Here is a 19,108-nt window from a genome sequence, read left to right as displayed (position 1 = left end):
TCCTCGTTTTGCTAAGGAATTCACCTATGCCCGGCGCTGGCTGTCAGGGCGTAAAATTCCTTGTGTCCAACTCCTCTTTAGGTAGCGAGCTACCCTTCCCTGACGTTGGCGACTACGCCAGCCTTATGCAGTCGCTGACGTACTGCATCCTCATTCATGATGCCGAGACCAAAGACATCTTGTGGGCCAACCAGGCAGCCTGCGACATGCTGGGGTTCAGCCTTGATGAATTGAGGCCTCTCAAGGCGCCGGACATGAGCAGCGCTGATCCGAGATTCCGGCGCTCCATCGGGGTTCATTGGCTACAGGATGCCGTTGACCACGGGATGAGCCGCATTGAATGGATGTACAAGTCAAAGACTGGCCGTGAATTCCTCACAGAAGCTATAGCCGTAAGGGCTGACCTGCGTCAGCGGCCCGTTGTCATGGTGCAGTTCCGGGACATCGAAAAAGAGGAACTGCTGAAGTCCGACCTTCAGCGGACCGAAGGAAGGCTGCAGGCTTTCCTGCGGCACATGGCGGAAGGAATCCTGGTCGTGGATCAGGACTCGGTGATCAGTTATGCCAGCGTTGCCGGCGGGGAGCAGCTCGGCAGGGACGTAGACGAATTGGTTGGCACCGACCTCTTGGGCCTGTGCTCGGAGCAGTCCAGGCCGGAACTCCAGAAGGCCCTTGCCAGCCCCCACGCGGAAGGTTCCCCGGTGAGCCTCCGCTTGCAGATTGCGCGCCCTGACGGAACAACGGCATGGTTCGGGGCCAGCTGCCAGTACATCGCACTTGAGCACGACCTGACCGGGACGCTGGTCCTCCTCCACGACATCTCCGAGCAGGTGGAGGCTGAGAAGCAACACCGGCGGGACTTGGAGCACCTTAACTACCTTGGCCGCTACAACGCGATGGGGGACATGGCTATGGCCATCGCCCACGAGCTCGGTCAGCCGCTCGCCGCGGCCACAAACTTTATCGACGGAGTGGCTCGCCGGCTGGTCAATCCGACAACCAGCCGCGATGACCTCGAATACGGCCTGGATAACGCAAGGAAGCAGATCGATAGGGCTAACCACATCGTTTCCAGTTTGCGCTCGTTCGTAGTTCAGCTTGAACAATCCGAACAGATTGTCGATTTGAACGAAATCGTCGAAGACTGCCTCTACTTCATCATGCTCCGTGCCCAGCAACACGACACGGAGGTCCAAGTCGTCAAGAGCGACCTGCCACTCTGGATCCGCTGCGAGAAGGTGCTCACAGGTCAAGTGATACTTAACCTCTGCCACAACGCTATTGACGAGATGTCAGGGTGGCCGGCGAAGGAACGGCACGTCACGATCACCACCTACGCGACGGCTGATTCCGGTGTCTTCCGCGTCGCTGATCGCGGTAAGGGACTGGCGCACATCCCGGACGGGCGCATTTTCGACGGTGCCTTCACGTCGAAGTCAACAGGAAGCGGCATCGGTCTCGCTCTTAGCCACCGCATCATCACCCGTCAACAGGGCCGTCTCTGGGCCGAAGAAAACGATTCACGGGGAGCGTCTTTCATCTTCGAGCTGCCGCTCGCCGTAGTGGATGGCACCGACGACGAGTAGGCAAACCCAGGATCCCGAGCAGGGTAACAGCGGAGGGACATATGATGGCGGGTGCTCTCGGCCCCCCAGGTCGTCGAAAATGAGTCGGTCGGGACAACTATGGGTTGTGTATGAGCCGGAGCAGAGCTTCCAGGTGGGAAATGAGCTGGGCCGGGGTACTGGTGCCAGGGGCGAGGGCAGCGCTTGTTTGCGCGCCGAGAAGCATGTTCATCAGGATCCCGGCGAAGTCGTCATCGCTTATTAGAGGGAGCGTTTCCCCAGCCGCCCGGGCGTCCCGAAGGTGGACGAGTATCCTTTTGCGCCACTGTTCCATGGATTGTTCATGCAACGCGGATTTGGACTCATCGACCAGGGCGCGTTGCCAGAACGCTATGACGATCCGGGCTTCGCTCCGTTTTTCCTCATCCAGCGGGAGTACCTCGTGACAGAACAGCCGCAGAGCAGCCAAGCCCTTCTTGCTCCCGGTGGCATTGTCTATTCTTTTGTTCGTCTCGTTAAACACATGCTCGAAAGCGAAGGTGAGCAGTTGCTCTTTGCTGCCAAAGTAGGGTTTCAAGGCGCCATTGGCGAATCCTGCCTCTGCGGCGATTTCCCGCATGGTTGCGCCCTCGAGGCCGTCGCGGGCGATGAGCCTCCATGTGGCGCCCACCAGCTCCACTCTCCGCTGATCGTGATCAACAACTTTTGGCACCAATACTCCTTTTACTCCGTCCGACGTGCGGACTCCATTTAGCGTAACTCGACGGTGCCCCCGCGCCTCACGGGATCGCCGAGTTAGCCAGGTGTTGGGATGGCCGTTGCTGGAGGGTGGACAGAAAGTGCGAAAAGGAACGGCACCCTCGGCCGTCCGGTGAGGGTGCCGAGGGTGCCAAGCATGCATCTGTTGGCTATGTCTGGTTGACCCCCAGGACCTCGCTATCTGATGCTCGCTGGCCGGAAGGGTGTTCTTGGCCAGAGACACCTTCGCTGCCGTGTCCGATGCCGTCAAAGACTGCGGGTGCCTTGGTCTTGAGGTGGTGGCCCCACCACAGTCCTGCGGCGCCCGGTAGCAGGGCGATGGCAGGGAGGATCCAGGAAAGAGGTGAGGAGCCTGAGGAGCCGATGAGTACGTCAAAGTTTACGAAGATGAGTACGCAGACGAGTCCCAGTGCCAGGGCGCTGAGCAATGGGGCTATGAGGCGGGTCCAGAGTGAGTGCCCGTGATGGTCGGTACGGAAGTAGCCCCAGACGGAGAGGGAAACCAGAACCATGAGAAACACCAGTCCGAGGGCGGCTGTATTTGAAAGCCACGTGAAGAGCGTCAGGACGGGGAAGAGCGGGCCGAGTTCGGAGCCCGTGCCCGCGACGGCGAAGATCAGTATGGCAATCAGGGCTATGGCGGATTGGGTGAGTGAGCCGGCCACCGGGGCATGCGTGCGACCGTTGACGTAAGCGAGCCGTTGGGGAAGGACACTTTCCCGGGCCAGGGAGAAAACGTATCGGGCCACAGCGTTGTGGAAGGCAAGCAGAGCTGCAAAGAGGCTTGTCAGGAAGAGTACTTGGGCTATGTCGGCCATGATCGTGCCGACATTTTGCCCGATGAAGGCGAACATGAGTTCGGGTCCCATTTCCCGTGAAGCTGCAACAATCTGGCTCGGACCGGTCCCGATCGTCATGGCCCAGGCAGAGAAAGCGTAGAAGGCTGCGATGACAGCGACGGAGATGTAGGTGGCTCTGGCTATGGAGCGGGTGGGGTTTTTCGTCTCCTCGCTGTAGATGGCCGCGGATTCAAAACCCATGAACGAGGCGATGCTGAAGGCCAGTACGCCCCCAACGCCGGCGGTGAAGAGGTCGCCCGGCAGCAGCCCTGCTGTCGATACTCCTTCGGGCTGAACAACGAAGGCGGCCACGTCAAAGATGATGACTGCCAGAAATTCCAGTCCGACCATTACCGCTACGACACGGACAGAGAGGTCCACTTTGTTGACGCCGAGCCATCCTACAACCAGGAAGGCGACGCCGGCCGTTGCCCACCAGGGGATATCCGAGCCTGTCTTGGCGTTGATGAACGCTGCCGAGGCGAACCCGAAGAGACCATAGACTGCCACTTGGATGCTGTTGTAGGCAGTGAGGGCAAGGAACGAGGAGGCAACGCCCGTTCTCTTTCCCAGCCCTTGGGCGATATATGCGTAAAAGGCGCCGGCGTTTCGGATTTTTGTGCTCATGGCGGCGTAGCCGGCCGTGAACAGGGTAAGGACCACACCCAGCACAATGAACGACAGTGGTACGCCTATCACGCCGTTCACGGCGAAGTTGCTGGGGTAGCCTCCGGCGACGACAGTCAGGGGAGCCGAAGCGGCGATGGTCATAAAGACAAGCGCGGGTACTCCGAGCGTGCGCCGACTTAGGCCCGGCGGGTCAGCGACAACGGTGGATTCTGGGTAGTGTTGGGACATTTCAGCCTCCGAAAGGTGGTGCGGGGTGCAGGGGAGTTGCTTAGGAGTGCATGTTTACCCCGTGGGGCAAACCGCCAGTCAAACGTGGGTCTTAGCCGTTGATTACTTGGGGAATGCCAAGGGCTTTGAGTCCTTCAACGCCGAATTCAAGGCCGTAACCCGACTGCTTGGATCCTCCGAAAGGAATCAAGGGGTTGACCATTCCGTGGGCGTTGATCCATACAGTTCCTGCCTGGATGCGTGATGCGACTTCGCGGGCTGCGGCGGGGTCAGCGGACCAGACTGAGGCGCCCAGTCCGACGTCGAGCCCATTTGCCTTGGCAACGGCCTCGTCAACGGAGCTGTAGCGGATGATCGGCAAGGCTGGGCCAAACTGCTCTTCAGCGACGAGGGGGTTGTCATTGTCGATGTCGGCCACGAGGGTGGTGGGATAGAAGTTGCCGGGCTGATCGGTGTCCGGGTTTCCGCCGAGCAGAACGCGGGCGCCGGATTCCTTCGCTGCCTCCACCAGCCGGGCGACGATGTCGAACTGCTGCCGGTTCTGCAGCGGACCCAATACGTTGTTTTCATCAAGACCGACGCCCATTGGCATGGCTGCCGCAAAGGCGGTCAGCTCGCTACAGACGGCGTCGTAGATGTCGTCGTGCACGTAGAGGCGCTTCAGTGCGGCGCAGGTCTGCCCGGTATTGATGAACGCGCCCCAGAACAAACCTTCGGCGATGGCCTTGGGATCGGCGTCGGGCAGGACAATCCCGGCGTCGTTGCCACCCAGTTCAAGGGTCAGCCGCTTGACGGTCGCCGCGGAGGACCTGATGATCGCCTTGCCGGTGGCGGTGGAGCCGGTGAACATGACCTTTCCGATCGCGGGATGTTCGACCAACCGGGCACCGACGTCACGGCCCCCGCTGACCACCGATAGCAGGCCTTCGGGCAGTTGCTCGTTGATGACCTTGATCAGGGCCAGCACAGACAACGGCGTGTATTCGGACGGTTTGACCACGACCGCGTTACCCATGCGCAGGGCGGGGGCGATCTGCCAAATGGTGATCAGCATCGGCCAGTTCCAGGGACCAATGGCACCAACGATCCCGATGGGCCGATAGTGGAGTTCTGCACGGGTTTCCCCGTCATCGACCACTGTCTCGGGGTTGAGCGGGGTAGCGGCCGTGGCGCGAAGCCACGCGCCGCATGCGCTGACCTCGAACCGGGCATTTGGGCCGTTGAGCGGCTTGCCCTGCTCCCGGGATAGCAGGTGGGCAAGCTCTTCGGCAGAGCGTTCGACGGCGTCGGCGGCCTTCATGAGTGCGGCGGACCTCGCCTCGTGGCCCAAGGCGGCCCACTCCGGTTGTGCCGCAGCGGCGCCTTCGACCGCGGCTTCAAGGTCGCTGACGGTATGCACCGGGGCGTCCCCCACCGGCTCGCCGGTCGCCGGGTCAAAGATTGTCCTTGATCTTGCCGGCGATGATGCTCGTTCCGCGGTACCGGGGGCAGTGCTGATGTTCATCGTGCTCCTTTTGCTGGGTGGATTCACAGGGACCGAGGGGCGGCATGAGGTGCACGTGCGGCTCGGTCGTGGTGGAGGAAGCTCTTGCCGTCATGGCTCATCTGCTTGCATGACGTGTGACACAACACACAGTAGACGGCGTTTCCCGCCCTTGTCATGCTTTTTTCCACAATTGGCGAAAAAAACTTTTGTGTCCGCTCCGGCCTTGTGGCCGTGATCACAATGGCGTAATCTCTACAGTCATAGAAAAACACATTCCCACCTTTCACGCGAATGAGGACCCATGATTACTCCCGTGCTGCAGGCAGCTTCTGTCCACCCGTTGGCCAGCCCCGACGAAATCACTGCGGTCCAGTCCCTGCTGGGTTCAAGCGGCCTTCTTGGCCCAGAGAAGCGGATTGCCTATCTTGGGCTTTTGGATCCTTCACGCGGCCAGGAGGGACAGGACCGCCGGTTTCGGGTCTTCATCCATGACGTCTCCGGCGCGGCGCCCGTGGACGCCGTTGTGTCCCTGACACGCGGGCACGTCCTCTCCGTCACTGAACTGGACACCACAGTCACCGGCGAACTGCCGGTGCTTGAGGAAGAGTTTGAGCTGGTGGAGATTCTTCTTTCCACGGACGAGCGTTGGCTCGCCGCCCTCGCCGCACGTGACCTGGACGTCGCCAGAGTACGGGTTGCGCCGCTTTCGGCTGGCGTATTCGAGTACGCCGAAGAAAAGGGGCGCCGCATCCTGCGTGGTCTGGCATTCGTCCAGGAATTTCCGGAGGACAGCGCCTGGGCGCATCCGGTGGACGGGCTCGTGGCCTATGTGGACGTGGTCAACAAGGAAGTCACCCAGGTGCTGGACCTCGGTCCCATGCCGATCCCGGCCGAGCACGGCAACTACACCGATCCGGAACTGACCGGGCCGCTGCGGACCACACAGAAGCCCATCAGCATCACCCAGCCGGAGGGGCCAAGCTTCACTGTCACCGGCGGCAATCACGTGGAGTGGGAGAAGTGGAGCGTGGACGTCGGGTTTGATGTCCGCGAAGGGGTTGTCCTGCACAACCTCGCCTTCCGGGACGGGGACCGGCTGCGGCCCATCATCAACCGTGCCTCCATCGCCGAGATGGTGGTCCCGTACGGGGACCCCTCGCCCGTCCGGTCCTGGCAGAACTACTTCGACACCGGCGAGTACCTGGTGGGCCAGTACGCCAACTCCCTGGAGCTCGGCTGCGACTGCCTGGGCGAGATCACCTACCTGAGCCCAGTGGTCTCGGACGCCTTCGGCAACCCGAGGGAGATCCGGAACGGCATCTGCATGCATGAGGAGGACTGGGGCATCCTGGCCAAGCACTCCGACCTGTGGTCCGGCATCAACTACACCCGCCGCAACCGCCGCCTGGTGATCTCCTTCTTCACCGCCATCGGCAACTACGACTACGGCTTCTACTGGTACCTCTACCTGGACGGCACCATCGAATTCGAAGCCAAGGCCACCGGCGTCGTCTTCACCTCTGCCTTCCCCGAAGGCGGCTCGGACAACATCTCCCAGCTCGCCCCCGGTTTGGGCGCCCCCTACCACCAGCACCTCTTCAGCGCCCGCCTGGACATGGCCATTGACGGGTTCACCAACAGGGTCGAAGAGGAAGACGTCGTCCGCCAGCCCATGGGTCCGGGCAACGAGCGCGGCAACGCCTTCTCCCGCAAGCGCACGGTACTCACCCGCGAATCCGACGGGGTCCGTGAGGCCGACGCCCGGAGGGGCCGGACCTGGATCATCTCCAACCCCGAATCCCGCAACCGGCTCGGCGAGCCCGTCGGCTACAAGCTCCACGCCCAAAACCAGCCCACGCTGCTGGCCGACCCCGGATCCTCCATCGCCGCCCGTGCCGCCTTCGCCACGAAGGACCTCTGGGTCACGCGCTACGCGGAAAACGAGCTATACCCCACCGGCGACTTCGTCAACCAGCACTCCGGCGGAGCAGGCCTGCCCGAATACGTAGCTCAGGACCGGGACATCGACGGCCAGGACATCGTGGTCTGGCACACCTTCGGCCTCACCCACTTCCCGCGCCTTGAGGACTGGCCCATCATGCCGGTGGACACCGTGGGCTTCAAGCTGCGGCCTGAGGGCTTCTTCGACCGCAGCCCGGTCCTGGACGTGCCTCCTGTCGCAGGTTCAACCTCGGTTAGTGGCTGCCGTGAGGACAGTGTCTCCGGCAGCCATTGCCACAGCTAAGGCTTCCGCCATGTTATTGACAGGACGGGCTGGAACCGGCGGGCCTGTTCTCCATGCCCGACTGTGCGCGGGCGTTGTTGCAGCTTCCAGTGGCGTTCACCTGTGGCTTGCCCTCCAGAATCAGCACGGCGCTTGGTTGGGTGCGTTAATGATGGTCCTGGCGGCTGTCTGTATGCCTTGCGCCGTCCATATTTGGCGTGAAAGCCAAGTGGCCGCGCTCCAACGTGTAATGGGCTGCGGGCTTTTCATGGTTGCCCTCCATGGGCTGCTTCTGATGGGCGGTACAGCGCGAGGCCACGCGCATCACGACACCTCCGGGGATCTCGAGTCGGTGGCTGACGGGGTCGGGAATCTGTTGGCCGTCATCGGCCTGGAGCTAATGACGGCGCTGCTTGCTTCCACGCTGATAGCCCGGTTGCGAGCTAATGAACGCGCAGCACATCATCCCCTTCACTGAACAGCGACCACCACGCTATAACATCCCGCTGCCCATAACCGGCGTTTCTTCACATGAGGCGGGGGCGGCGTTTGATCTGCTTTTGGAGGATCTTTGCTGCAGATCGGCGCCTGCAGCGCTCCCGGGTTGGGGAGCGCGGCACTCGCCATTTTGCTGCTCAGAATCTGTCAGAAAGGGGGTTTCATCATTACTGTCCACACTTACGTCTGGTTCGCCTCGAGAGAAGGGATTTCTGGGCCCCATTGTGACGGTTGGATCACCGAAAGTACGGATGGACGGCACTAACAGCCGGCTCCGCTTACCATGCATGGGTCCATGGCGCCGCTCGGAGCGTACTCAGTATCGGGCCCTTCTATCACCGAAGTACTAGGCTGACACTCTCCACAGTCAAGCCCCACTGGGAACGCTAAAGCTGGGATCAGCAAAGAGACGGCCTGAGGCCCTACTGGTTCTGGGGGATTGGCCGCCCCTCTTGGTAACCGGCTGCGGATAGGACCACACGAGTGCGTTTTCTCGGAACTCTTCGAGTTGGCTGCGCCGGGCGTACGTGAGCATGCTGCCGGCGCCGGGCGCGCGCTTTGGTCCCTTGGGACATCACAAACAGCTGGACCCTGCGGGCTCTCGTGAGGATGACAAGAGCCCGCAGGGCCTTTCTGTTCGTAGTCCTGCTAGACGGTCGCTTTTTCGTAGGCTGGTTCTCTGCGCTTATCGAAGATTGTGGCTCCGACTTCCTGTTCGGCTTGGTTGTTGATGGAGAGGTCGATACCTGGCCGGTCCCGCAGGATTAGGACGGCGATTACAGATAGTAGGGTCATGCCGAGCAGATAAAGGGAAACTGAGGCGCTGCTCCCGGTGGACTGTATGAGTGCCTGGGCGATGGTCGGTGCGAACGCCCCGCCTAGGATGGCGCCGATGGCGTAGGAGATAGAAACGCCGGAAAAGCGAACTGAGGCCGGGAAGATTTCGCTGTACCAGGCTGCCTGGGGTCCGTAGCTGAGTCCGAGCCCGATGGTGAACAGGCCAAGGGAGAGGTAGAGCAGGGGCAGCGACCCGCTGTCGATGAGCCAGAACAGTGGGAAGACCATGAGTGTCTGGGAGGCGAAGCCGATTAGGTAGGTCCGTTTGCGCCCGATTTTGTCCGCGAGGTAGCCGGACAGAAGCGTGAAGAGGAACCACATGGCGGCGGCGAAGGTGATGGCAAGGAGTACGTCGGTGCGGTCCAGGCCTACCTGGCTTGTGGCGTAGCTGGGGATGAATCCTCCGGTGGCCATGTAGCCGGCTGCGTTGTTTCCCGCGAAGACGAGTGCGGCGAGTAGGACCAGCAGCCAGTGTTTGCGGAACAGTTCGGCGGCCGGGACTTTCGTCTGTTGCTTTTTGGTGGCGATTTCCTGGAACACGGGGGATTCGTCGACTGCGCGCCGGACCATGTATCCGACGCCGATCAGCACGATGCTGAGCAGGAAGGGCACGCGCCAGCCCCATTCGATGAAGGCTGTTCCGGGGGAGACCCATCCGGTCATAACGGCTGTGACTCCGGAGGCCAGGAGCATGCCCAGCGGTACTCCGAGTTGGGGGAAGGCTCCGGCGCGGCCGCGGTGGTCCCTTGGGGCGTGCTCGACGGCCATGAGGACTGCGCCTCCCCATTCGCCGCCTGCTGAGATGCCTTGGAGGATCCTGAGCAGCAGCAACATGACGGGGGCCAGGATTCCTGCAGTTTCGTAAGTTGGCAGGATTCCGATGAGTGTGGTGGCGGCTCCCATCAGGATGAGTGTTAGGACCAGCATTGGCCGTCGGCCGATGCGGTCGCCAAAGTGTCCGGCGAGGAAGGCTCCGAGCGGCCGGAAGAGGAAGCTTATCCCCACGGATGCGAATGCCAGCAGAAGCCCGATCGACTCACCCGCGGGGGCAAAGAAGACTTGGGCAAAGACGAGTCCTGCGGCGGTGGCGTAGATGAAGAAGTCGTACCACTCGATGGTGGTTCCGACGATGGTGGCGAAGGCGACGCGGCGTTGCGTCTTTTTCGCCGTGGCGTCGGTTGATGCATTGGGCATGGTTTCTCCTGCGTTGGGTCAAGGCGGCGTTTAGGGGCAGAGCGCTAGGCGGGGTTTAGCAGTGCCTGCTGTGTATGTGCTTTTAGGCTGAAGCCTGGGGCTTGGGCTTCTTCGGGTGATGGTCCCAGGCCTGCGGATAGAAGTTTCCGGGCGGCCATATGGTCTGCTGCGGCATTTACGGATTCGACTGCTACGAGTTGGCCCTCCCGGTGGCAGAGGACCGAGAATTTTGCTGCAGCGGGGTCTCCGATGAGTGTGGCTGAGTCATCGGCTCTGGACATTCCTGCCATCTGCAGGCGCAGTGTGCCTTGTGTTGACCAGAACCAGGGTGTTTCTTCGTAGTGGTCCGTTGCGCCAAGGACGACCTGTGCTGCGTGCCGCCCGTGCGCCGCAGCGTTCTGGACCGACTCGAGCCGGGTTCTGGTCCGGGTATGGGGGTTCGGGTAGTTCGCGCAGTCGCCAATGGCGAGAATTCGGGGGTCTGAAGTCCTCAGGGACTGGTCTACGACGATGCCGTTGTTTGTTTCGAGTCCGGCCCTGGCGGCAATCTCGTCGTTGGGCATGACACCTACTCCGACGACAATGAGATCAGCCGGGTAACGCCGATTTGTGGTTGAGTGGGCGGCACAGACCCGGCCATCAGGGCCAGCGTCAAAATGGCTGATCCCCTCATCTAGACGAAGCTCGATACCGTTCCGTCGGTGCGCGTCCGTAAACCATTCGCTCATAACAGGCGTCAGGGCCCGGGCCATGGGTCGGGGGGCAAATTCCAGCACTGTCACGGAGCATCCGTGGGCTCTTGCGGCTGCGGCGAATTCCAGGCCAATAAATCCTGCTCCAATCACGATGACGTCCCGGGCTTGGGCGAGGGCCGCGTGGAGTTCTTCCGCGTCCTGCAGAGTCTTCAGGCTGTGAATGCCTGTCGTTTCCGCTCCGGGGCAGGTCAGTTTGCGGTTGCGGGAACCAGTGGCCAGGACAAGGTGGTCATAGGGAATCGCAGTCCCGTCTGAGATGGTGACGGTCTTGTTGTCCCGGTCGATGTCCCTTGCGGAGACACCGGTGCGCAGGTCAATGTCGTTGTCGGTGTAGAAGGTTGCTGGCCGGAGTGGCAGGGCCGCAGGGCGGCCGGCCGGAGCCAGGTAGTCCTTGGACAGTGGCGGGCGCTGATATGGCAGGCCCTCTTCCTCGGCGAGGATGGTGATGCTGCCGGTATATCCGCCGGAGCGGAGGGAGTCAGCCGCTTGAATGCCGGCCTGGCCGCCTCCGATGATGATTACCCCCATGGTTTAGACCTGGTCCGTGGGGACGTCGACGATGATCGCGTCGAGGTGTACACCGACGCTCACCTGGCATCCAAGGCGGGACTGGCTTGTCCGCTCTGCCGTGGTGCAGTCGAGCATTTCGTCTTCGTCCTCGCTGAGCTCGGGCAGAGCGTCCTCGAACTCGGGGCGCACATACACATGGCAGGTGGCGCACATGGCTTGGCCGCCGCATTCGCCGACGATTCCTTCAACGCCGTTGGCGACTGCGGCGCGCATGAGAGATGTCTTTTCCTCCACAGAGACGGTGTCGGATTTTCCGGTGGGCTGTACGAAGGTGATGGTTGGCATGATTCTTCCTTGGAGTGCTTGGATGGGGCTGGTTTCAGTTCCAGAGGACTGGCATTTTGGTCAGTCCGCGGAATACCCAGCCGGCGTCGATAGAGGGGTTGTCAGGGTCCAGCCGCAGACTGGGCAGCCTGTCGAAGAGCGCGGGCATCGCCACTTGGGCCACCTGGGCGCGGGCGACCCAGGTCCCGGCGCAGAAGTGTGCGCCGCCACCGAAGCCAAGGTGCGGCTTCTTAGGCCGATGGATGTTGAACGTCTCCGGGTCGGTGAACACGGCAGGATCGCGGTTTGCGGCGCCGAGCACGACGCCCAGGCGTGCTCCGGCGGGGAGGCGCACACCCTCGAGGACTGTTTCGCGGGTCGTCTGGCGCGGGTACATCCCAATGGGCGCGACCCAGCGGACGGACTCTTCGAAGGCGACGGAGAACAATTTCGGGTTTGCCAGCACGTCGGCCAGTTGGTCCGGGTTTGCCAGGAGGGCCCAGACCGTTGTGGCCAGCACGTCGCGGGGCTCGTTGAGGCCGCCGCCGATGGTCATCTTGAGGTTGGCCCTGATGGACTCAAGTGGAATAGGCATTGAGGCCAGCCCGGATAGCAGCGATGGATCGGGGTTCTTGCGCAGGTACGGGATCATGTCATCAATGGCCGCGTCTACTTCTTTGGAAGATGCTTCGCTCTTGGCCCATACGGAGGGGTCGTCGGCGTAGTTGCCGGTGCCATCGATCATCGTCTGGCTCCAGTGCTGGAAGTCCTCCTGGGTGGAGTTGTGGAAGCCACAGATCAGCCTGAGGTTTTCTGCCGCGTAGGGTGCGGCATAATCCCAGACGAAATCAGCGCCCGGGCCCTTGGCGGCGAGCTCTTCCAGGTATTTGGTGTTGTTCTTTTCGAAGATTGATGCCCAGTGATTCTTGATCGTTCCGGGGCGCAGCGTGCTGCCGTAGGAGTCCCGATCGATTTTGTGTTCCGGGTCGTCTTTGCGCAGCATCGAGTGGCCCATGGCCCGCTTCATCAGTGAACCGGATTCGTTGGCGGAGAACGTGTCCGCGTCCTGTTCGATGGTGTGGCAGGCAGCGTAGCTGGTGACCATGTAGCGGTTCACTGCCGGCACCCAGTGCACCGGAGCTTCTTCACGCATGCGCCGGTACATAGGGAACGGGTCGCGGTACAGGTCCGGTATGGTCACCCAGTCAGCCACCGGGGCCTCAACGGCGGCCGCAGCAGCTGAGGAGTCTGCGACGACGCCGTGGTCCGCTGGAACCGAGGATAGTAGTGCGTTCCGCTCCGCTGCGTCTTCCGGCAGCGCCCCCGTGAACGGGCAGCCTGGGGCTTGCGGGGTTCCCTGGACGATCATCTTTGGTCTCCTTAAGTGTTGCGCGACTTTGCCTGTACTCAGTGTGGGTTAGAACATATCCCCGGTAAAGTACAACTATCTGGGCTATATCCACGGTTTTAATGAGGAGGGAGGCGAAACATGGCACGCTACACGTTGCGACAGCTTGAGATCTTCATTGCTGTTGCCGAGCACGGAAGCATGTCGGCTGCAGCGGACGCCTTGCTTGTGTCGCAGTCTGCGGTCGCTGGAGCAGTCAACGCCTTGGAACATGCTTTTGGAGCGCAACTGACCATACGGCGCAAGGCCCACGGCGTGGCACTTACTGCCGCCGGGCGGTACGTCTTGGACCGGGCCAAGGGGCTGCTCAACGCGGCTTCAGATCTGGAACTTCATGCCGCGGATGCGGGAGCGGAGTTGCGTGGGTCCCTGACATTGGGCTGCTACAGGACCCTGGCGCCTACGGTCCTGGCCGCACTCATTGACGACTACAGCCGACTGTATCCATTCGTCGAACTCGACTTCTTCGTTGGTCCTCAGTCCGAGGTGCAGAGCGGCCTGGCATCTGGAACCCTGGACCTGGCTATCGCCTACGACCTGTCACTGCCCAACGGGCTGGTGAGCCAAAGACTCTTCGATGCCGTGCCAGCGATCGTCATAGCCGCCGACCACCCACTTGCCGCGCACCCGGCGCTGGGACTGGCGGACGTAGCTGATGAACCGATGATCCTGCTGGACGTCAATCCCAGCCGGGAAAACACGATGATGATGTTTTCCAGTGCGGGTATAGAGCCGAACATCAGGTTCAGGACTTTGGACTACGAGGTCACCAGATCGCTGGTGGGGCGCGGCATGGGCTACGCGATCCTTATCCAGCAGCCCGCATCCAACCAATCCTACGAGGGCCGCCCACTCGCGGTCCGGCCCATCGAGCCCACAGTGCGTAACGTGCCCGTATCTATCATCTGGCCCGCAGCCATCCGGCCGTCCCGAAGCGTTGGGGCGATGATGACACTCGCCGCGCAGCTATACGGCAAGCCAGCCAAGGGTTGATCTGCCGCATGGGGGTGTCCTGCCAGATAACGAGAGCTTGTCGCGGCCGCTTTGCGGGAAACTAACGGAGCTGTACTTTGGAGGCTTCCATGCTCGAGGCCGGAAGACTGTCGTGAGTTCAGCCGTTGATGATTTGGGGTACGCCGAGGGCTTTGAGGCCTTCGACGCCGAATTCGAGGCCGTAGCCTGACTGCCTGGCGCCGCCGAAGGGAACCCGCGGGTCGACGGCTCCGTGTTTATTGATCCATACCGTCCCGGCCTGGATCCTTGCCGCCACTTCGCGGGCAGCTTCCGGATCGGATGACCAGACTGAGGCTCCTAACCCGACATCGAGGCCGTTGGCCATGGCGACTGCCTGGTCGATGGTGCTGTATCGGATGATGGGCAAGGCCGGCGGGCAGTCCTATTGGCTGACTTGACCCGGCGTTGTTTGGAGGCAGGAAGCAGACGGGGTGGCATGCCCTTCATCGCCCCAGCGACGGGCCCTCCTGGAGGCGAATACGCCCAACATTGACACGCCCGGGGGTGCCAGTAGACCAAGGGGTTGGTCCTTGCGCCAGCCCGCCTGCAGCCCGTCCCCTTTGCGGGGGCACCGCCCGGGAACTGGGCGGGCGGGCGCTTAGCTCGCGTAGTCAGGAGACACTTTTTGAGGTGAGGTTTTCCAGCATGTTGCCGGTGTGAAGTGCTTCTAGGTTCCTACTGATCAGCGCTGCCGCTCCTTGTGGCCTGTTTCCGGCAACGTGCGGTGTGATGATGAGGTTTTCTGTTGTCCATAGTGGTGAGGTGGAGGGCAGTGGTTCGCTTTGCGCGACGTCGATGGCCGCAACCCTTAGCTGTTTCTTTTCGAGGGCGGATCTAAGATCTGCTTCGTCGACCGTTGAACCACGTCCTGCGTTGATGAAAACGGAGCCTCGCGGCATGGTGGCGAACACACTGTTGTTGAACAGCTTGTCGGTTCGCGCGGTAGCGGGCACAAGGGAAATGAGCACGTTTGTACTTGCCAGCATTTCCCGGGCAGTATCTTCTGTCACGACGGGATAGCCTGAGCGGTTACCCGCGGTGCTTGCCACACCCGTGACCTTTGCGCCCAGAGATGTGAGAAGGGGAGCTAGCTTCGCGGCGATGGAACCAAATCCCCAGATGAGGACACCTGCGCCAGCGAGTGTGTAGTCGCGGGCAGTACTCGGACTTGCCTGCTCATGAACGTACTCGTTGTCCCACGTACTGGATTGCTGAGCCAGGTGGAGCCGGTCGAGCCTCCGGATACAGGCGAGCACGAGCGTAAGGGTGTGCTCGGCTACCGGCCCATCATGAAGGGAACGGCCCGAACATACCTGTACCGGCTCAGGAAAGCCGGCTGCGGTGACAGCGTCCGTCCCCGAGGCCAGGGCTTGCACCAGGCGCAGGCGCGTGAGGTGTTTTGCCGCGGCTGCCAGTTGTGCCGGAGGGTTCTGCCACGCCACCAGAACCTCGGCATCCCTATGCTCTTCCGGTATTGGGGCGTGTACGTCATAGACGATGAAGTCGTCCACCCTTTCACCTGTAAACGACTCTGAACTGACCGTTGACGGAATCAGAACCTTCATTGCATCCCACCTGTTCTTTTGGTCCTAGGGCCTTTGCCTAGAAGTCTTACCTCTTGCATCTTACTCGTAAGACGTATATCTTGTGACTATGCACACATCAGATGAGTCAGGTCGGCAGCGCCGCTATTTGAATGTCGCCCAGGACCTGTTGATGGCCATTACCAATGGCGAGTTCGCAGCAGGAGAGCGGCTACCCGCCCATACCGATATCGCCGCTAAGTATCAGGTTTCCCGGCCTACCGCGCGGGAAGCGTTCCTGGCCTTGGAGCTTGTGGGGGCAATTGAGGTTCGCCATGGTGACGGGACTTTCGTACGGCGCGCTGCGAAGGTCGGCGGGACCGAAGGTTCCCCCCTTGACGTCCCTCCGCGGGAGTTGATTGAGACCCGCCTGTCGATTGAGCCTGTAGCAGCCAGCTTGGCGGCCACCAGGATTACGTCTGAGCGGATTTCCAAGTTGGAGCGGTATCTGGATCGCCAGGCCGAACTTGTGGAGGACTCCACAGGGGTTGCCGAATTTGTCGCCTTGGGGCTTCAGTTCCACTCGGATCTGGCACCTGGGTGCGGCAACTCAATCCTGTCGGGGATTATCGAGCAGCTGGTGAACATCGAATCGCATCCACTGTGGGTCCTCGTCAATCAACAAGGATTGCCGGACCCGGCGTCTCGGCAGGTGCAAGTCGACGAGCACCGTGCCGTCCTCAAGGCAGTCCGCGGCGGCGATCCACTATCCGCGGCCGAAGCGATGCGAAACCATCTTGGGCATCTGGACCGTGCCATTTTCATGAACGGAGGCGGCACTCGTGCCTGACCAAACAATCCCTACGCCCTATGACCTTGTTGTTACCGGCGGCCTTGTCGTCAACGCCACCGGATCCTCTGAGGGCACCGTCTTGATCCAAGACGGGCGCATCGCAGGGATCCTCGACGTGGACGCGCCGTTGCCCCCTCATAAGCGACAAATCGACGCGACAGGCCAGCTGGTTCTGCCCGGCGGGGTCGATCCGCACTGCCACGTCGGGCAGGTGCTCGGTGAATTCTCCATGCTGGACAGCCACGGTCAGGCAAGCATTGCAGCTCTGTGGGGCGGTACCACCACCATCATTGATTTCGCCATTCCGGAACCCGGCCAAAGCCCGCTGCAGGCTGTGTACGAGAAGCGCAAGGCTGCGCAGGATACGCGCACAGACCTGGCCCTGCACGGTGGTGTTGTCGCCTGGGACAACACCACACGCGATCAACTCCTGTCCTTAGCTGAACTCGGAGTCCTCACGGTCAAGATGTTCACAACATATCGTGACGGGGTGATGGCCGGATTCGACACCATCGAAAAAGTCATGGAAGTCCTTGCCGGTCTCGGTGGCGTAGCAATTATTCACGCCGAGGAGAATCACCTGGTCGAGCAGGCGCAAAACTACGAGCGCGAGCATGGGCGGGGCGACTCCCGGCACCACGGGCTGACGCGGCCCGAAGCAGCTGAAGCAGCTGCTGTCTCCCGCGCCCTGGGGATCGCGGCAAACACTGGAGCGGCTGTCTACTTCGTACACCAGACGACGCCCGATGTTGTGGATTTGGTTGCAGATGCCAGGTCCAAGGGCATCCGCGCCTACTCAGAAACCTGCCCGCACTACATCACTTTGGACGACAGCGTCTATGAAAGCGGGCGACCCGAACTTTTCGTTTGCTGCCCGCCAATCCGCTCCGCTGCCGCCATGAATGGACTGAGGGACCGGACGATCAGGGGCATGGTCCACACCCTTGGATCCGATCACTGCTGCTACTCCAGCGCACAGAAAGAAAAATACTCCCACGACGTGACCTCCATGCCCAACGGTCTCCCGGGTGTCGAACACCGAATGACGGTGTCCTTTGACACGCTCGTCATCCGCGGTGGAATGAGTGTTGAACACTTCGTGGCGATGTCTTCAACAAATCCCGCAGTCCTCAATGGCCTCAGGTCCAAGGGCTGGATAGGCCCTGGCGCGGATGCCGACGTGGTCATTTTCGACCCCACGATAACGAAGGTAATCAGCGCAAAGACGCACCATATGAACTCTGACTATTCGCCGTACGAGGGCACGGAGTTCACCGGCTGGCCCACTGCGGTGATCAGCGCAGGACGCGTCGTTATTGACGACGACGGGTTCCACGATCCGGGACCCGTTGGACGGCACATCTTCTCAAAAGCCCAGCTCGACGCCGTCCCGCTCCTGGCGGCACCCGCGATCGGCGGAACACAAACCATGATCACCGGATCCAACAAAGAGGAGCTCCTGGCATGACCCGAAAAGTGATTCTCGACGTCGACACGGGAACCGACGACGCAATCGCGATCATGTTGGCGGCCCAGTCCCGGCCACTGGATTTGATCGCCTGCACCACCGTGTGGGGTAACCACGACGTTGACACCACGACAGAGAACACACTGCGGACTCTCGACCTGATCGGTCGTCAGGACATTCCGGTGTACCGGGGACTCGGTAAGCCCTACGCACCCATCCCGTTCCTCTTCGAGGATCACGTTGACAGCGAGCGGGAAGTTATTCATCCTCGTGACTTCCCAGCGCCGGCCACCCTCCGACTGGCATCTCAGCAGCCGGCAGTGGAATGGCTGGTGGAAACTCTGCGGGCAACCACGGAGCAGATCACCTTGGTGCCAGTAGCACCATTGACGAACATCGCAGCAGCCATCACTCTGGACCCCCGGATCGTTCAGGCGATCGACGAGGTCGTCATCATGGGCGGTGGGCACGCGTTGGGTAACGTCACGGTTTCAGCCGAAGCAAACATCTGGCATGACCCGGTCGCAGCAGACGTCGTCCTGCAGGCAGGCTTCGAACGTCTCGTGCTGGTGCCCCTCGATGCGACCCATAAAGCCAACATGTCCTTGCGTCACACCGCCGCCCTGCGTGCCATTGGCACTCCGGCCGCTCGTGTGGCTGCAGACATCGTCGAGCAGCGAATCCATGGCTATAACGAAACCCAGCCTCAGAATGAACCGGATTCGGCTCCCGTGCATGATGCTCTCTGCATCGCGTACCTCTTAGACCCGGCCGTGGTCGACCTGGCGGCCTACCACGTCGCCGTCGACACGGTCAGCCCGCTGGCTTTCGGCAAAACATTTGTCGATGTCGCCTCACGCTCCCGCAAAAAGCCCAATGCATTTGTGGCATTGGGCGCGGGCGCGGACCTGTTCAACAAGCTTCTTTTCGAGGCCATGAGCGAAGGGAGATAGGCAGCTAGTCCTAACGCGGAGGGTGAATGCCTAGGAAACG

At 61.3% G+C, this 19,108-nt stretch carries 14 protein-coding genes and 1 pseudogene; 6 read left to right on the top strand and 9 right to left on the bottom strand.

The window, feature by feature from the left end; genetic code table 11:
- Positions 1-62 precede the first annotated feature (62 nt).
- Positions 63-1,586: a PAS domain S-box protein gene (locus AU175_RS01240; protein WP_197497001.1), complete on the top strand. Its 1,524-nt coding sequence runs from the start codon at positions 63-65 to the stop codon at positions 1,584-1,586.
- A gap of 97 nt (positions 1,587-1,683) precedes the next feature.
- Here AU175_RS01240 and AU175_RS01235 read toward each other — a convergent pair whose 3' ends face one another.
- The 3 genes from AU175_RS01235 to AU175_RS01225 all read right to left on the bottom strand — a co-directional run bounded on the left by AU175_RS01235 (position 1,684) and on the right by AU175_RS01225 (position 5,525).
- Positions 1,684-2,277 carry a TetR/AcrR family transcriptional regulator gene (locus AU175_RS01235; protein ID WP_066285248.1) on the bottom strand — a complete coding sequence of 198 codons (594 nt, stop codon included), beginning with the start codon at positions 2,275-2,277 and terminating at the stop codon, positions 1,684-1,686.
- A gap of 196 nt (positions 2,278-2,473) precedes the next feature.
- Positions 2,474-4,021, bottom strand: coding sequence for an APC family permease (locus AU175_RS01230; protein WP_082978943.1), 1,548 nt, complete (start codon positions 4,019-4,021; stop codon positions 2,474-2,476).
- 91 nt (positions 4,022-4,112) lie between these two features.
- A complete protein-coding gene (locus tag AU175_RS01225; RefSeq protein ID WP_066285246.1) occupies positions 4,113-5,525 on the bottom strand; it encodes an aldehyde dehydrogenase family protein in 1,413 nt (470 codons plus the stop codon).
- A 283-nt stretch (positions 5,526-5,808) separates the two neighbouring features.
- Between AU175_RS01225 and AU175_RS01220 the strand changes: the two genes are divergently transcribed.
- Positions 5,809-7,752, top strand: coding sequence for a primary-amine oxidase (locus AU175_RS01220; protein WP_066285245.1), 1,944 nt, complete (start codon positions 5,809-5,811; stop codon positions 7,750-7,752).
- Between the two features lie 1,125 nt (positions 7,753-8,877).
- Here AU175_RS01220 and AU175_RS01210 read toward each other — a convergent pair.
- The 4 genes from AU175_RS01210 to AU175_RS01195 are packed head-to-tail and all read right to left on the bottom strand — an operon-like array spanning position 8,878 to position 13,218.
- Positions 8,878-10,260 carry an MFS transporter gene (locus tag AU175_RS01210; protein ID WP_066285243.1) on the bottom strand — a complete coding sequence of 461 codons (1,383 nt, stop codon included), beginning with the start codon at positions 10,258-10,260 and terminating at the stop codon, positions 8,878-8,880.
- Between the two features lie 44 nt (positions 10,261-10,304).
- Entirely contained in the window at positions 10,305-11,543 is a 1,239-nt protein-coding gene (locus tag AU175_RS01205; RefSeq protein ID WP_066285242.1) for an NAD(P)/FAD-dependent oxidoreductase, read from the bottom strand.
- A 3-nt stretch (positions 11,544-11,546) separates the two neighbouring features.
- Positions 11,547-11,870: a 2Fe-2S iron-sulfur cluster-binding protein gene (locus AU175_RS01200; RefSeq protein WP_066285241.1), complete on the bottom strand. Its 324-nt coding sequence runs from the start codon at positions 11,868-11,870 to the stop codon at positions 11,547-11,549.
- Between the two features lie 34 nt (positions 11,871-11,904).
- The gene (locus AU175_RS01195; protein WP_082978942.1) at positions 11,905-13,218 is read right to left on the bottom strand and encodes a cytochrome P450; all 1,314 of its coding nucleotides are present in this window, start codon (positions 13,216-13,218) and stop codon (positions 11,905-11,907) included.
- Between the two features lie 120 nt (positions 13,219-13,338).
- On the opposite strand from AU175_RS01195, the gene AU175_RS01190 reads away from it, so the two are divergent.
- On the top strand, positions 13,339-14,250 hold the full coding sequence (locus AU175_RS01190) for a LysR substrate-binding domain-containing protein (protein ID WP_066285240.1): 912 nt from the start codon (positions 13,339-13,341) through the stop codon (positions 14,248-14,250).
- Between the two features lie 118 nt (positions 14,251-14,368).
- Here AU175_RS01190 and AU175_RS01185 read toward each other — a convergent pair.
- Together AU175_RS01185 and AU175_RS01180 are read right to left on the bottom strand one after the other, a co-directional pair.
- A pseudogene (locus tag AU175_RS01185) lies at positions 14,369-14,644 on the bottom strand (aldehyde dehydrogenase family protein); the annotation flags it as partial.
- A 238-nt stretch (positions 14,645-14,882) separates the two neighbouring features.
- Positions 14,883-15,836 carry an NAD(P)-dependent oxidoreductase gene (locus AU175_RS01180; protein WP_066285238.1) on the bottom strand — a complete coding sequence of 318 codons (954 nt, stop codon included), beginning with the start codon at positions 15,834-15,836 and terminating at the stop codon, positions 14,883-14,885.
- Positions 15,837-15,924: 88 nt separating this feature from the next.
- On the opposite strand from AU175_RS01180, the gene AU175_RS01175 reads away from it, so the two are divergent.
- The 3 genes from AU175_RS01175 to AU175_RS01165 are packed head-to-tail and all read left to right on the top strand — an operon-like array spanning position 15,925 to position 19,068.
- Positions 15,925-16,644: a FadR/GntR family transcriptional regulator gene (locus AU175_RS01175; protein WP_082978941.1), complete on the top strand. Its 720-nt coding sequence runs from the start codon at positions 15,925-15,927 to the stop codon at positions 16,642-16,644.
- Complete coding sequence (locus AU175_RS01170) at positions 16,637-18,115, top strand: amidohydrolase family protein (protein ID WP_066285236.1); 1,479 nt, start codon at positions 16,637-16,639, stop codon at positions 18,113-18,115. The genes AU175_RS01175 and AU175_RS01170 overlap by 8 nt, the downstream gene beginning before the upstream one ends.
- Entirely contained in the window at positions 18,112-19,068 is a 957-nt protein-coding gene (locus AU175_RS01165; protein WP_066285235.1) for a nucleoside hydrolase, read from the top strand. The genes AU175_RS01170 and AU175_RS01165 overlap by 4 nt, the downstream gene beginning before the upstream one ends.
- The last annotated feature ends 40 nt before the right edge of the window (positions 19,069-19,108 follow it).

It is taken from the genome of Arthrobacter sp. B6, assembly GCF_001663775.1.
Lineage (GTDB): Bacteria > Actinomycetota > Actinomycetes > Actinomycetales > Micrococcaceae > Arthrobacter.
This window is presented reverse-complemented; position numbering and strand designations above follow the sequence as displayed.

Coding starts and splice junctions, on each gene's coding strand:
- AU175_RS01220 (WP_066285245.1), top strand. CDS start 5,809: ATGATTACTCCCGTGCTGCAGGCAGCTTCTGTCCACCCGTTGGCCAGC.
- AU175_RS01195 (WP_082978942.1), bottom strand. CDS start 13,218: ATGATCGTCCAGGGAACCCCGCAAGCCCCAGGCTGCCCGTTCACGGGG.
- AU175_RS01230 (WP_082978943.1), bottom strand. CDS start 4,021: ATGTCCCAACACTACCCAGAATCCACCGTTGTCGCTGACCCGCCGGGC.
- AU175_RS01165 (WP_066285235.1), top strand. CDS start 18,112: ATGACCCGAAAAGTGATTCTCGACGTCGACACGGGAACCGACGACGCA.
- AU175_RS01175 (WP_082978941.1), top strand. CDS start 15,925: ATGCACACATCAGATGAGTCAGGTCGGCAGCGCCGCTATTTGAATGTC.
- AU175_RS01225 (WP_066285246.1), bottom strand. CDS start 5,525: ATGAACATCAGCACTGCCCCCGGTACCGCGGAACGAGCATCATCGCCG.
- AU175_RS01190 (WP_066285240.1), top strand. CDS start 13,339: ATGGCACGCTACACGTTGCGACAGCTTGAGATCTTCATTGCTGTTGCC.
- AU175_RS01210 (WP_066285243.1), bottom strand. CDS start 10,260: ATGCCCAATGCATCAACCGACGCCACGGCGAAAAAGACGCAACGCCGC.
- AU175_RS01180 (WP_066285238.1), bottom strand. CDS start 15,836: ATGAAGGTTCTGATTCCGTCAACGGTCAGTTCAGAGTCGTTTACAGGT.
- AU175_RS01200 (WP_066285241.1), bottom strand. CDS start 11,870: ATGCCAACCATCACCTTCGTACAGCCCACCGGAAAATCCGACACCGTC.
- AU175_RS01205 (WP_066285242.1), bottom strand. CDS start 11,543: ATGGGGGTAATCATCATCGGAGGCGGCCAGGCCGGCATTCAAGCGGCT.